Here is a 14031-nt window from a genome sequence, read left to right as displayed (position 1 = left end):
GGTCCAACACGGCACGCAGGCTTCTCGCGGTCTTCCGCCCGGGTTCAGAACTTCGCGACCCGCATCACACCCTGACCCCCTTGATCGATCATTCACCGGGCGGTTTAGCATATGAGCGCCACCCAGCTCGATCGAGAGATTCAGGTCTGTGACTGTCAACGACGACTCGTTCACCAACTGGAAGAACCGCGAGGAGATCGCGGAGTCGATGATCCCGCTCATCGGGAAGCTGCACCGGGAGCGGGACGTGACGGTCCTCCTCCACAGCCGCTCCCTGGTGAACAAGTCGGTGGTCAGCATCCTCAAGACCCACCGCTTCGCCCGCCAGATCGACGGAGCCGAGCTGTCGGTCACCGAGACGATGCCGTTCCTGCAGGCGCTCACCGCCCTCGACCTCGGCCCCTCCCAGATCGACATCGGCATGCTCGCGGCGACCCACAAGGCCGACGACCGGGGCCTGAGCGTCGAGGCGTTCACCGCGGAGGCGGTCGCCGGGGCCACCGGCGCCAACAAGATCGAGCAGCGCGAGCCGCGGGACGTCGTCCTGTACGGCTTCGGCCGCATCGGCCGCCTGGTCGCCCGGCTGCTCATCGAGAAGGCCGGCTCGGGCAACGGCCTCAGGCTGCGGGCCATCGTGGTGCGCGGCGCGGGCGGCGAGGACATCGTCAAGCGCGCCTCGCTGCTGCGCCGCGACTCCATCCACGGCCAGTTCCAGGGCACGATCACCGTGGACGAGGAGAGCAGCACGATCCTCGCCAACGGCAACGAGATCAAGGTGATCTACGCCGACGACCCGAGCGCCGTGGACTACACCGAGTACGGCATCCGGGACGCCATCCTCATCGACAACACGGGCAGGTGGCGGGACCGCGAGGGCCTGTCCAAGCACCTGCGTCCGGGTATCGAGAAGGTCGTCCTGACCGCGCCGGGCAAGGGCGACGTCCCGAACATCGTGCACGGCGTCAACCACGACACCGTCAAGCCGGACGAGCAGATCCTGTCCTGCGCCTCCTGCACGACCAACGCGATCGTGCCGCCGCTGAAGGCCATGGCCGACGAGTACGGGGTGCTGCGCGGGCACGTCGAGACGGTGCACTCGTTCACCAACGACCAGAACCTGCTGGACAACTACCACAAGTCCGAGCGCCGCGGCCGGTCCGCGCCGCTCAACATGGTGATCACCGAGACGGGCGCCGCCTCCGCCGTGGCGAAGGCGCTGCCGGACCTCAAGGCGCGCATCACCGGCAGCTCGATCCGGGTCCCGGTGCCGGACGTGTCGATCGCGATCCTCAACCTCCAGCTGGCCCGCGAGGCCTCCCGCGAGGAGGTCCTGGACTACCTCCGCGAGGTGTCGCTGACCTCGCCGCTGAAGCGCCAGATCGACTTCATCACCGCCCCGGACGCGGTCTCCAGCGACTTCATCGGCTCGCGCCACGCGTCGATCGTCGACGCCGGCGCACTGAAGGTGGAGGGCGACAACGCGATCCTCTACCTCTGGTACGACAACGAGTTCGGCTACTCCTGCCAGGTGGTCCGGGTCGTCCAGCACGTCTCGGGCGTGGAGTACCCGACGTTCCCGTCCCCGGCGGTCTGACCCACCCCGCACCTTCCGGCAGCCCGGTCCCCTGCACCCGCAGGGGACCGGGCTGTTCGCGCTCTTGACGCGATCACGGCTCGATGGCAACTTTTTATCGATACAACCGATCTCACGAACTCTGTCCCGTATATCGAACGAATCACTCGGACAGGAGTGCCCGCGTGCCCACCGCCACCGCCACCGCCACCGCGATCATCAACCTCGACATCGAGGGCCCGACGATCAGCCGCCACCTCTACGGCCACTTCGCCGAACACCTCGGCCGCTGCGTCTACGGCGGCTTCTGGGTCGGCGAGGACTCCCCCGTCCCCAACGAGGGCGGCATCCGCCTCGACGTGGTGGCCGCCCTGCGCGCCCTGGACATCCCCAACCTGCGCTGGCCGGGCGGCTGTTTCGCCGACGAGTACCACTGGCGGGACGGCGTCGGCCCGCGCGAGGCGCGGCCCCGGATGGTCAACACGCACTGGGGCAACGTCGAGGAGAACAACCACTTCGGCACCCACGAGTTCATGGCCCTGTGCGAACTCCTCGGCGCCGAGCCCTACATCAGCGGCAACGTCGGCTCCGGCACCGTCCGTGAGATGAGCGAGTGGGTGGAGTACCTCACCCGGGACGGCGACAGCCCGATGGTGCGGCTGCGCAAGGAGAACGGCCGCGAGGAGCCGTGGCGCGTGAAGTACTGGGGGATCGGCAACGAGACCTGGGGCTGCGGCGGCAACATGCGCGCCGAGTACTCCGCCGACCTGGCCCGCCAGTACGCCACCTACTGCCGCGACCACGGCGACAACAAGCTCTACCGGATCGCCTCCGGCGCCTCCGACGCCGACTACAAGTGGACCGAGACCCTGATGCAGCAGATCAGCTGCTTCGGCTGCGAGGCCACCCCGAAGACCTTCTTCCAGGGCATCTCCGTCCACCACTACACGCTCTCCGGCCCCTGGGAGGCCAAGGGCAGCGCGACCGGGTTCGACACCGACGACTACTACCGGACGATGCTGTCGGCCAGCCGCATCGACCGCATCCTCACCGGCCACTCCACCGTCATGGACGTCTACGACCCGGGGCGCACCGTCGGCCTGGTCCTGGACGAGTGGGGCACCTGGTGGGACGTGGAACCCGGCACCGACCCCGGCTTCCTCTTCCAGCAGAACACCCTGCGCGACGCACTGGTCGCGAGCACCCACCTCGACAGCTTCCACCGGCACGCGGCCCGCCTGCACATGGCCAACATCGCCCAGACCGTCAACGTCCTGCAGGCCATGCTCCTCACCGACGGCGACGCCCTGGTCCTGACCCCGACCTACCACGTCTTCGAGATGAACAAGGGCCACCAGGACGCCACCTCGCTCCCGGTGCACCTGCGCGGCGAGGGCACCCGGCGCACGGTCGGGGACGCGGAGCTGGAGACGGTGTCCGCCTCGGCCAGCGTCAAGGACGGCACCGTGCTGATCTCGCTGAGCAACCTGGACGCCGAGGAACCGGCCGAGATCGTCCTCGACCTGCGCGGCGGCGCCCTCGGCGAGCCGTCCGCCCGGATCCTCACGGCCGACAGGCTCCAGGCCCACAACACCCCCGAAGCGGCGACGGCCGTCTCGCCCCGGGCGTTCGACGGCGTGGCCGTGACCGCCGGCGGACTGCGGCTCACCCTCCCGCCCCACTCGTTCGTCACCGTCCAGGCCCCCCTGGACCGGCGCTGACCCGCAGGAGCGCGCACATGACCCGACCCGCACGCCCGCTGCCCTCCCGCCACCTGCGCCCGCCCATGGGCTGGAACAGCTGGGACTGCTACGGCACCACCGTCACCGAGGAGGAGGTCCTCGCCAACGCCGGGTTCATGCGCGAGCACCTGCTCCCGCACGGCTGGGACACCGTCGTCGTCGACATCCAGTGGTACGAGCCCACCGCCCGCGCCCACGGCTACAACCCGGACGCCCCGCTCGTCCTCGACGGCCACGGCCGGCAGCTCCCCGCGCCCAACAGGTTCCCCTCCGCCGCGGACGGGGCGGGGTTCGGGCCGCTGGCCGCGCGCGTGCACGCCATGGGCCTGCGGTTCGGGCTGCACATCATGCGGGGCATCCCGCGCCGCGCGGTCGAGGCCGGACTGCCCGTGCTCGGCACGGAGTTCACGGCGGCGGACGTGGCCGACACCGGTTCCGTGTGCCCCTGGAACTCGGACAACTTCGGCCTGGACCACGACCACCCGGGCGCCCAGGCCTACTACGACTCCCAGGTCGCCCAGTTCGCCGTCTGGGGCGTGGACTTCGTCAAGGCCGACGACATGCTCTTCCCGTACCACGAGCGGGAGATCGCCGCCTACGCGCGGGCGATCGAGCGCAGCGGACGGCCCATCGAACTCAGCCTCTCCCCCGGCACCGACATGTCCCTCGCCCGTCTGGACCACCTCAGGGAGCACGCCACCATGTGGCGGGTCTGCGACGACCTGTGGGACCGCTGGGAGGACGTCGAGGCGCAGTTCGCACGGATGGCCCGCTGGGCCCCCTGGCAGGGCGAGCGGGGCTGGGCGGACGCCGACATGCTGCCGCTCGGCCACATCGGGATCCGTGCCGAGCGCGGCGCGGACCGCCAGTCCCGCCTCACCCGCCCCGAACAGGTAAGCCTCCTCACCCTCTGGCTGATCTCCCGCTCCCCGCTGATGATGGGCGGCGACCTGCCCACCTCCGCGCCCGAGACGATCGCACTGCTCACCAACGACGAGGCGCTCGACGTCCTGTGGCACAGCACCGGCAACCAGGAGGTGCTGCGGGAGCGGGACCTGGTGCTGTGGACCGCGCGGGACACCGACGGGCACACCCGGTACGCGGCGGTGTTCTCGCTCGCGGACGAGGAGCGGCGCGTCGAGGTGCCGCTGGGGTCGGTCGGAGCCACCTCCCGCGACCGCGTCCGGGAGTTGTGGACCGGCACCGGGACCGCCCACGACGGCCGGCACCTGACCGCGGTGCTGCCCGCCCACGGTGCCGCCCTCTATCGTCTTGCCGAGGACGGCCGGCGGGAGTGAGTGTGGCGACGATCCAGGACGTGGCGAAGGCGGCCGGGGTGTCGGCGATGACCGTCTCCAACGTGATGAACGGACACCCCAACGTCCGCCCCGCCACCCGGGAGCGGGTGCTGGAGGCGATGGACCGGCTCGGCTATCGGGTCAACGTGGCCGCCCGCAACCTGCGCAAGGGCCGTACCGGGACCATCGGCCTGGCCGTCCCCGAGATCAACCGCCCCTACTACGGCCGGCTGGCCGCCTCCGTCATCGCGGCGGCCGGCCGGCACGGCCTGCGGGTGAGCATCGAGCAGACCGGCGCCCGCCGGGAGAGCGAACTGGCCGCCCTCTCCCAGTCCCGCACCCGGCTCTACGACGGCCTCATCCTCAGCACGGTCGGCATGGGTCCGGCCGATGTCGGGGCGCTCGACGTGGACCACCCGGTGGTGATCCTCGGCGAGCGGATCTTCGGCGGACCCGTCGACCACGTCGCCATGCCGAACGAGGCCGCCGCCGAGGCCGCGACCCGCCATCTCGTCGAGCGGGGCTGCCGCCGGATCGCCGTCGTGTGCGGGCGGCTGGGCGCCGAGGCCGACGTGTCGAGCCTGCGGCACACCGGTTATCTGCGGGCGCTGACGGCCGCGGGGCTGCCGGCCGACCCGGAACTGGTGGTCACGGCCGAGTCGCTCACCATGCAGGAGGCCGCCCGCGGTGTCCGTGCGCGGATGGCGGACGGGCTCGGCTTCGACGGGGTGTTCTGCGTGACGGACACGGTCGCGATGGGCGTGCTGCGCGCTCTCGCCGACGCCGGGATCCGGGTGCCGGAGCAGGTCAAGGTCATCGGGTTCGACAACGTCGACGAGAGCGCGTACCTCGTCCCGTCCCTGTCCACCGTGGACCCGGACCACGACCTGATGGCCGAGCGCGCGGTCGCGCTGCTGGCGGCCCGCATCGACCGGGGCGGGACGGGACCGCGGCGGGAGGAGTTCGCCGGTCCGTTCCGGCTGGTGGTGCGCGAGTCCACGGGTGGCTGACCCGGCCGTACCGGTGCGGTGCCGGACCAGGTGTCAGGCCATGCGTCAGACCAGGTGTCAGACCAGGTGGGCGAAGACCACCAGGTTCTCCGTGTAGTCCCTGACGTCGTGGTCGTAGTCTCCGGCGCAGGTGATCAGGCGCACCTCGGGACGGCGGGTGTCCGCGTAGACGCGGTCGCTGGGGAAGTCGTCCTTCGCGAAGGTCTCGGCGTCATCGACGACGAAGTCCGCTTCCGTGCCGTCGGCCCGGTCCACCGTGAAGCGGTCGCCGCGCTCCAGTTCGTCCAGCCTGGCGAAGACGGCCGCCGAGGTCACGGTGTCGACGTGCCCCGCGATGATCGAGGTGCCCGCCTCGCCGGGCGCCGCGCCCCTGGAGTACCAGCCGACGAGGTTGGTGTTGGCGGCCGGCGGGGGTTCGAGCTGGCCCGTGGCGCCGATGGTGAGGGCGGTGAAGGGGGCGTCGACGGCGATCTTCGGGATCAGCAGGCGGATCGGCGTGGACCGGGACAGCGCCTCGCCGGTCCGGCGCGGATCGGCCGAGGGGACGGCGTCCGTGCTCTCGGCCCTGGTGGTGCCGGTGGTGCCGGAGCCGCCCGTGTGTCCGCCGATCAAGGCCACGGCGACGAGCAGGGCGGCGATGCACCACACGGGCAGTCGCCCCCCGGACGGGGGTCCGCCTGAGCCGTCCCGGTCATCGGGACCGGCGGGGTCCGCGGGGGCTTCGGGGGTCTGGGTGGCGGGGCCAGCTGCCATCGGAGGTCACCTTTCTGGGTCACGGCAGCGGGAGGGCGGGACACAGGGGCGCGGTGCCGTCGGAGTGTGGAGCGCCGACGGCACCCGGCCCCGCGTGCGTGGGCCCATCAGGACGCGGACCCGGGGACTCTCCTGCGCCGCAGCGCGTAGGCACCGGTGGCCGCCACACCGAGCACGGCCAGCCCGCCCGCGGTGACGCCGGGCGAGGCGAGGGCGCCACCGCCGGTGTGCATACCGCCGTGCGGCCGGTCGCTCTCCTCGTCGTCGCCCCACGAGGAACCGCCCTGGTCCTTCCCTCTGCCGCCCTGGTCCTGCTTGCCCCCCTGGTCCTGCTTGCCCCCCTGGTCCTGCTTGCCTCCCTCGTCCTCGTCGTCCTGGTCCTTGTAGGAATCGGGGTCGAACCTGCTGTCGTTGCTGCTGTAGGAAGAGTCGTCGCGACCTCCGTCGTCCCGGTCCCCCGAGCCCGCGGCCTGGGCTGCTGGGGCGGAGAGCGCGAGGGCCGCGGTGACGGCCGTCGTCGCGAGGATCATGCGGGCAGAACGCATCTCGATGTCCTTCCGCCGTGGCCGGGCGCCGATACTCCATCAGCTGTAACGACCCGGTCCCGACATGAACCACCGTCAGTCAGCCCCGCGGCGCGCACCATCCAGGCGGCCCATCCGTGGTCACGACACGCCCAACACCCCCCGGCTGGGCCAATCCCCCGGCCGGGGGCACCGCCATTCGGGCGGTGCCGGGCCCGTCGTCGGCGTGTCGCCGCACGACGGGCCCGGCCCGGTGTCAGTAGCCGACGTAGAAGGTGGCGTCGGCCTGGTCCGTGCTCGTGGAGACGGGGTCGATGCGCAGCACGAAGTCGGAGTGGCGGATGTAGCGGGTCGGGTAGTTGTACGAGCGGAACGAGGACCAGGAGGCGTCGGCCAGGCCGGCCGTCCGGTAGAACGTGGCGTCCTGGGCGAACGTCGTGGTGCTGTCGTTCTCGTCGAGGCGCAGCTGGTAGTCGTAGTGGCGCAGGTAGCGGGTCGGGTAGTTCACCGACTGGAAGGACACGCCGGTGCTGTCGGCGAGGCCGGGGACCAGCTTCCACATGCCGTCGGTGTACGGGTCGAAGGCGTACTCGTCGATCCGGCCGACGAAGTCGCTGTGCCGGACGTATCTGGCCGGGTAGTTGTAGGACTTCAGCCGGTTCCAGGTGGGGGTGCCCCACTTGGCGACGAGGTTGCCGTACTCCGTCGCGGTGATGGGCCGGATGCCGCAGTGCTTGGAGTTGAGCGGCTGGGTGTAGGTCTTCTGGTCGAGGGCGGTCCAGGTGCCGGCGGACAGGGCGCCGGTCTGCCAGGCGTAGAAGACGCCGTTGGGGTCCCAGGTGTCTCCCCACAGGTACCAGGTGGAGCTGGAGGTGAGGGACTTGACCAGGGTCGGGGCCTCGGTGCCGTTGTGCGAGACGGCCGTGGAGAACTCGGTGAAGCTGCCCGGGTCCAGTGTGCTGGAGCGGGCGCCGACGAGCGTCGAGTTCTTCTTGAAGTACAGGTAGTTGACGCCGCTGACGCCGACGGCGAGGTCGCCGTCGATGACGTCGTAGCCGGGGTCGAAGAAGACCTGCGGGTCGCCGGCGGTCACGAAGTCACCGGTGTAGTTGATCATGATGACGTTGTGGCCGCTGTCGTTGACGGCGGAGTAGATGACGCCGTACGTGCCGCGTCCCGCGTCCCAGAAGGCCTCGGGGGCCCAGGCGTGGGTGTCCATGTCGTGCAGCTTCATCCGCCGGTAGCCGGTGAAGGTGCGCAGGTCGGTGGAGTCCCAGACGTGGATGTACTGGCTGACGTAGGACCAGTCGGTGCCGTAGAGGTCGGTGGCGAGGACCACGAAGGTGCCGTCCTGCTTGCGCAGGATGAACGGGTCGCGCAGGCCGAGGGAGCCCGCGGTGGGGGTGGCGACGGGGTCGTTCTGGTTGAGCGGGGTCCACTGGAGGCCGTCGGTGCTGACGGCCAGGTGCAGGCCGTAGTTGGCGGCCAGCATGTCCGGGGACTCGGTGAAGTAGCACATCACGTAGGCCGAGTCGGTGGCGGCCTGTGCGCTTCCGGCGCCGAGGGCGAGGGCGCCGGTGGCGGCGAGGGGGACGGTCGCGGCCGCACCGAGGAAGTGGCGGCGCGACAGGGGGGTGCCGTTCATGTGCGCTCCAGACGAGGGGGATGTCCGGGATTTCGGACACGGTTCGGGAAACCGATCAGAAACTAGAGGGGGGCGTGGGGCGCGTCAATGCTTGTGCAACAAGGGAGTTACTGGGAATTCACTGTGTGCGGCGGTGCCGCGGGGGTGACGATCGCGTGTCCCTGGTTGCGGGAGGCACGCGGGCCCGCGCCCCTGCCGTACAGCAACTCCGCGATCGGCAGCCGCTGGTGGTAGCAGACGAGTGAGGACGGGACCCGGAGGATGGCCGGGGTGTCCAGGAAGAGCGGGAGTTCCGCGCATATGTACTCCAGGCACATCGCGCGCTGCCGCGCGCCGGCCGCCTCCCCGCGCGCGGCGAGATAGCGGCCGACCAGGTCGTCGCAGACGGTACGGAAGCCGTCGTCCTCGCCCGGCTGCCGCCGCAGCCGCCGGTGGATCTCCTGGTACTCGGCGTTTGCACGGAAGTGGGACATCGGCTGCCAGCGCAGCCGGGCGCCGCCCGGATCGGTCTCCGCGACGGCACTGCGGACCTTGGCGCGCACCCCGCGCACGCTCTTCACCGCCTTGCGGCGGGCCTCGCCGGGGGGATAGCCGAAGGCCTCGTACATCTCGGCCACGTACAGGTCGGTGTAGACGAAGTCGACTCGGTCGAAGTGCGCCAGGCCCCACCGGGCGAGGCCGTGCAGGCGCCGTGCGGAGAAGTAGCTGTTGCCCACCGACACGCCGATCACCGCGTGCGCACCCTCGTCGTGTATGACGCGGCAGTGGGAGGTGCAGGGCCGGATCTCGAAGGCGTCGGCCATCAGCACGGATGCCGCGGTCAAGGGGGATACCCTCCGCCGCGCGCGCGTCCCGACCGGGCCCTGTGCCCTGGTTGTGGCGATGCGGCGAGGCTCAAGCCAGCCCGCGCCGGGGCGGCGGAGGCGGTGACTGCCGGATGTTGGCCGGAACCCGTCGTGGCGCAGGTGGGGCCCCTCGGGCAAGAAGGGCACTTTCGGGGTGCGGATGCGGACGCACCTGCCGAGCACCCGCATCTGCGAGGTGCGGTGCGCGCTGCGCGGCTCGGGGTGGAACTGCGCCGCCGACCAGACCACCTGGGACTCGTGACCCCGCCCGGACCGTACCCTGGTGGCCGTGGTCGGCGGCGGCGAGGGTCCGGGAGCGGTGGCCGCCCGTCTCACCGGGCGGCCGGTCTCCGGTGAGCGCGCAGGGCCGGGCGGCCTGGCGGAGGTGACGCTCGCGGGCGGTTCCGCGGTCGTGGTCAAGCGCGGTGACGGCCCCGGGGCGGTACGGGCCGAGGTGGCCGGGCTGCGCTGGCTGGCCGCCGCCCGGACGGTGCCGGTGCCGGAGGTGCTCGGGCACGACGAGCGGTGGCTGGTGACCGGACTGATCCGCACCGGCCGTCCGGACGCCGCAGCGGCGGCGGGCTTCGGCCGGGCGCTGGCCGCCCTGCACGCGGCGGGTGCCCCGGCCTTCGGGGCGGCCCCGCCGGGCGGTCCGCGCGACGCCTGGATCGGTCTCGCCCCGATGCGCAACGAGCCCGGCACCGACTGGCCGCGCTGGTACGCCGAGCACCGGGTGCTGCCGTACCTGCGCGCGGCGGCCGACCGGGGGATCCTGCGGCCCGGCGAGGCAGCCGTGATCGAGCGGGTCTGCGAGCGGCTGCCGGAGCTCGCGGGGCCGCCCGAGCCGCCGGCCCGGCTGCACGGCGACCTGTGGAGCGGCAATGTCCTGTGGGGCGCCGACGGCAGGGTCCGGCTGATCGACCCGGCCGCGCACGGCGGGCACCGCGAGACCGATCTGGCGATGCTCCGCCTGTTCGGCTGCCCGTATCTGGACCGGATCCTGGCGAGTTATCAGGAGGCGGCCCCGCTGACCGACGGCTGGGCCCGGCGGACCGGCCTGCACCAGCTGTTCCCGCTGCTGGTGCATGCGGTGCTCTTCGGACGGAGCTATGCCGAACAGGCTTTGGCGACATCCCGGAATTTCGCGGACATGTGACGCCGTCATGTGCCGGACGGGAATGTGAAATCGGCCACGTGCAGGAGCGATTCGCCGGTTCCCCCTTAACAAGCTCTTAATTCGGCCTGAGATTACGCAGAGTAAGGAAACCAACCACGCGTTCGAATCGTATAAGTGCATGGAAGAACGAAACAGGGAGAGACCATGCAACCGTTCGCGCTCAACTACGCACGCCCCGCAGTGCAGTTGGACGTCACCACTCCGTACGCGTATGACTCCGGACTGCAGTTGAACGTTCTCCACGATGGCCGGATCGCAGCCACCGATCACGCAACGCTCAGAGCCCTGGGGACCACGACCTCCACCGCGGGCTCCAAGACGCACTTCGACGACTGATCGCGGATCCTCACGATGACCGTGCTCATCCTGACCAGTGACGAGGACGTGACGGCGGACATGGTGGTCCTCCGGCTGCACGAGGCCGGAGTGCCCGTCGTCCGCCTCGATCCTGCCGATCTGACCAGTGGTGTGGCCCTTTCGGGCGAGTATGTGCAGGGCGTCAGCCGAGGGCATCTGTCCGTGAACGGACGCCTGGTGAGCGTGAACGGTCTGCGCTCCATCTGGGTGCGCAGGCCGGGGGCGGCGGCCGCCCGGGCGGCGCAGCCGTCGGCCTGGCTGACCGAGGAGTCCGCGCAGGCGCTGTACGGCATGCTGCGCGGGACCGAGGCGCGCTGGATGAACCATCCGGACGCGGCCCGCCGGGCCCGCCACAAGCCGTGGCAGCTGCGGCTGGCCCAGCAGAGCGGGCTCGCCGTGCCCGCGACGCTGATCACCACGTTTCCGCAGGCGGCCAGGGAGTTCGCGGAGCGGTTCCCGGACCTCGTGGTGAAGCCGGTGTCGGGCGCGCATCCGCAGGAGCCGCCGCGGGCCGTGCCGACCAGCCGGGTGGCGCCGGACGCCGACTTCGCGGCGGTGGCGTTCGGCCCGACGCTGTTGCAGCGGCGGGTCGCCAAGCGGGCCGACATCCGGCTCACGGTGGTCGGCGACCGGCTGCTGGCCGCCCGCAAGCCGGTGAGCCCGGACGCCCGTCCCGACGACGTGGACGTCCGGTTCGCGCCGTCCGACTCCCTCTGGCAGGAGGCGCAGGTGCCGCCGCGGGTCGCCGAGGCGGTCCACACGTACATGAAGGACGCCGAGCTGGCCTACGGCGCCTTCGACTTCGCGGAGGACGCCGACGGCATCTGGTGGTTTTTGGAGTGCAACCAGTCGGGTCAGTTCGGGTTCGTCGAGATGGACACCGGCCAGCCGATCGCCGAGGCCATCGCCGGGTGGCTGGCGCACGGCAGCGACCGGTGCCGGTCGTACGCCGACCGGGGGCGGAGCACGACGCCTTGACCGGCTGGGCGACGATGTGGAACCGGGTACGGAGAAAGGAACGCGAGATGCGCATCGGACTGCTGGGCACCGGGCCCTGGGCACGGGCGGCGTACGCCCCCGCGCTGGCGGGGCACGGTTCGCTGGACTTCGCCGGAGTGTGGGGCCGCCGCTCCGAGGCAGCCGCGGAGCTGGCCGGGGAGTACGGCGTCCGGGCCTACGACGACGTGGACGCGCTGCTCGGCGACGTGGAAGCGGTGGCCGTGGCGCTGCCGCCGCTCGTCCAGGCGGAGCTGGCCGTGCGGGCCGCGGCGGCCGGCCGGCACCTGCTGCTGGACAAGCCGCTCGCGCTCGGCGTCGCCGAGGGGCGGGCGGTGGTGGAGGCGGCCGAGCGGGCCCGGGTCGCCTCCGTGGTGTTCTTCACCACCCGGTTCCAGCAGGAGCCGGAGGCGTGGATCGGGGAACAGGCCGCCACGCCGGGGTGGTTCACGGCCCGGGCGCAGTGGCTGGGTTCGCTGTTCACCGGTGAGAGCCCCTTCGCGGACTCGCCGTGGCGGCGGGAGAAGGGCGCGCTGTGGGACGTGGGTCCGCACGCCCTGTCCGTGCTGCTGCCGGTGCTGGGCGACGTACGGCGGGTGGCGGCCGCCGTGCACGGCCCCGCGGACACCGTTCATCTCGTCCTCGACCATGCGGGCGGGGCGTCGAGCACGGTGACGCTGAGCCTCACCGCGCCGTCGGCGGCGGCCGGGGCCGATGTGGAGCTGCGGGGCGAGGCGGGGGTCACGCTCCTTCCGAGGAGTGCGGAGGGAGCGGTTCCCGCGCTGATGCGGGCCGCCGACGCCCTGCTCACGGCCGCGCGCACGGGGCGGGGGCACCCGTGCGACGCGGCCTTCGGCCTGCGGGTCACCGAGATCCTCGCGGAGGCGGAGACCGTGCTGGGCAAGGACGTCGGCTAGGCGCTCCGCCGGAGAGGCCGTGCTTCGGCCGCGGCGCCGTCGTGGTTGCTGGCGCAGTTCCCCGCGCCCCTGAAGGGGCGCTCGCACCGAGGCCCCTGAAAGGGGCGCGGGGAACTGCGCGGCCGCACGTGTCACACGGCCCCTTTGGCCGTCAGCGGGTCGCCAAGAAGTTCACCCGCTCCCGGACGACGGGGTATCCGGCCCTGGCGAAGTGGGCGGCCATGGGGGTGTTGCCCTGGTCGGTGGCGGCGGCGATGAAGTCGGCGCCGTGGCCGGCGAGGAAGTGCGTGCACTCCACGAGCAGGTCGTAGGCGTAGCCGTGGCCGCGTTGCTCGGGCAGGACGCCGATGAAACCGACGCAGGGGCCCGCCGGGTTGTGCCCGGGAATGTGGATGCCGACCGGTTCGCCTTCGGGGGTGCGGGCGGTCTGCCACCACTCGCGGGGCGAGGGCATCCAGTGGAAGAAGTCCATCTCCTCCTGGGCGGCCCGGTCCACTCCCCCCTGCTCGATGGCGCGGCGGGCGTGGGCGTCGAGGGTGACGGAGTGGATGCGGCGCAGGGCGTCGAAGAACACCCGGTCGTCGGGTTCGGGGGTGAAGACGAGGCGGCCGGGCCGTTCGGGCAGGCCGCACTCGGGGGTCCAGCGGTAGTTGTACCGCTCCACCAGGAGCTCGAAGCCGGCCTTGCGGGCGGCGCCGAAGCGGGTCTCGGCGGCGGCGCGCAGGGCGGGGTCGTCGCGCCAGCCCGTGGGCAGGTCGAGCTCCAGTTCCTCGACCGGCCAGGGCGCGCCGCGCAGCAGCTCGGCGCCGGCCTCCTCCTCGCCCTCGGCCACGTCGAACCAGTTGATCACGAGCGGCTCGTCGGCCCCGGGAGCGCCCCACCAGGCGGCCCGGGCGACCACGCGTCCGTCGCGCAGGGCGACGCGCTTCCAGTCGGGGCGGAACAGGGTGTGCCGGTGCTTCTCCCGCAGGCGCAGCGGGTCGGCCAGGGTGTCGAAGACATGGGCGGTGCTGTGGTCGAGCGTACGGATGACCGGATCGGTCACGGATTCCTCCGGGATGCGTGCTGCGCGGAGCGCTCCCGGGTCAGCTCTGACGCCTAAATAGGTGCAGGTCAGGGCGATCGTGGGCAGGGCTGGGTGCCGGGTGGCTGTGGGCCGCCGGGCGTCTGGTCTTCTGGTCTTCTGGTCAGGCC

13 protein-coding genes are annotated in these 14031 nt (G+C 71.7%); 8 read left to right on the top strand and 5 right to left on the bottom strand.

All coding sequences use genetic code 11. From position 1 onward, the window contains the following. Positions 1–148: 148 nt before the first annotated feature. The 4 genes from ACIQVL_RS39040 to ACIQVL_RS39025 all read left to right on the top strand — a co-directional run bounded on the left by ACIQVL_RS39040 (position 149) and on the right by ACIQVL_RS39025 (position 5623). The gene (locus ACIQVL_RS39040) at positions 149–1594 is read left to right on the top strand and encodes a glyceraldehyde-3-phosphate dehydrogenase (protein ID WP_403441458.1); all 1446 of its coding nucleotides are present in this window, start codon (positions 149–151) and stop codon (positions 1592–1594) included. Positions 1595–1758: 164 nt separating this feature from the next. Next, on the top strand, positions 1759–3294 hold the full coding sequence (locus ACIQVL_RS39035; protein WP_403477741.1) for an alpha-N-arabinofuranosidase: 1536 nt from the start codon (positions 1759–1761) through the stop codon (positions 3292–3294). Between the two features lie 17 nt (positions 3295–3311). Beyond that, on the top strand, positions 3312–4613 hold the full coding sequence (locus tag ACIQVL_RS39030; RefSeq protein ID WP_403441452.1) for an alpha-galactosidase: 1302 nt from the start codon (positions 3312–3314) through the stop codon (positions 4611–4613). A gap of 2 nt (positions 4614–4615) precedes the next feature. Beyond that, entirely contained in the window at positions 4616–5623 is a 1008-nt protein-coding gene (locus ACIQVL_RS39025) for a LacI family DNA-binding transcriptional regulator (protein ID WP_403477740.1), read from the top strand. Positions 5624–5680: 57 nt separating this feature from the next. Here ACIQVL_RS39025 and ACIQVL_RS39020 read toward each other — a convergent pair whose 3' ends face one another. The 4 genes from ACIQVL_RS39020 to ACIQVL_RS39005 form a co-directional block, all read right to left on the bottom strand. Beyond that, positions 5681–6376: a class F sortase gene (locus ACIQVL_RS39020; RefSeq protein ID WP_403477739.1), complete on the bottom strand. Its 696-nt coding sequence runs from the start codon at positions 6374–6376 to the stop codon at positions 5681–5683. Positions 6377–6483: 107 nt separating this feature from the next. Continuing rightward, positions 6484–6921 (bottom strand): hypothetical protein, encoded by a 438-nt coding sequence (locus ACIQVL_RS39015; RefSeq protein WP_403477738.1) that lies wholly within the window; start codon positions 6919–6921, stop codon positions 6484–6486. A 235-nt stretch (positions 6922–7156) separates the two neighbouring features. Further along, the gene (locus tag ACIQVL_RS39010; RefSeq protein ID WP_403477737.1) at positions 7157–8545 is read right to left on the bottom strand and encodes a glycoside hydrolase family 43 protein; all 1389 of its coding nucleotides are present in this window, start codon (positions 8543–8545) and stop codon (positions 7157–7159) included. Between the two features lie 107 nt (positions 8546–8652). Next, entirely contained in the window at positions 8653–9369 is a 717-nt protein-coding gene (locus ACIQVL_RS39005; RefSeq protein WP_403477736.1) for a tRNA-dependent cyclodipeptide synthase, read from the bottom strand. A gap of 304 nt (positions 9370–9673) precedes the next feature. Here ACIQVL_RS39005 and ACIQVL_RS39000 point away from each other — a divergent pair, with 304 nt between their 5' ends. The 4 genes from ACIQVL_RS39000 (at position 9674) to ACIQVL_RS38985 (ending at position 12837) form a co-directional block, all read left to right on the top strand. Continuing rightward, positions 9674–10546, top strand: coding sequence for a fructosamine kinase family protein (locus ACIQVL_RS39000; protein ID WP_403441436.1), 873 nt, complete (start codon positions 9674–9676; stop codon positions 10544–10546). 165 nt (positions 10547–10711) lie between these two features. Continuing rightward, positions 10712–10903, top strand: coding sequence for a putative ATP-grasp-modified RiPP (gene tgmA / locus ACIQVL_RS38995; RefSeq protein ID WP_089102565.1), 192 nt, complete (start codon positions 10712–10714; stop codon positions 10901–10903). Positions 10904–10918: 15 nt separating this feature from the next. Then, complete coding sequence (tgmB, locus tag ACIQVL_RS38990) at positions 10919–11902, top strand: ATP-grasp ribosomal peptide maturase (RefSeq protein WP_403441433.1); 984 nt, start codon at positions 10919–10921, stop codon at positions 11900–11902. A 47-nt stretch (positions 11903–11949) separates the two neighbouring features. Continuing rightward, positions 11950–12837 carry a Gfo/Idh/MocA family protein gene (locus tag ACIQVL_RS38985; RefSeq protein ID WP_403477735.1) on the top strand — a complete coding sequence of 296 codons (888 nt, stop codon included), beginning with the start codon at positions 11950–11952 and terminating at the stop codon, positions 12835–12837. A gap of 151 nt (positions 12838–12988) precedes the next feature. Here ACIQVL_RS38985 and ACIQVL_RS38980 read toward each other — a convergent pair whose 3' ends face one another. Further along, a complete protein-coding gene (locus ACIQVL_RS38980) occupies positions 12989–13882 on the bottom strand; it encodes a GNAT family N-acetyltransferase (protein ID WP_403477734.1) in 894 nt (297 codons plus the stop codon). Positions 13883–14031: the final 149 nt, after the last annotated feature.

Source organism: Streptomyces sp. NPDC090499, assembly GCF_044769305.1.
Lineage (GTDB): Bacteria > Actinomycetota > Actinomycetes > Streptomycetales > Streptomycetaceae > Streptomyces.
This window is presented reverse-complemented; position numbering and strand designations above follow the sequence as displayed.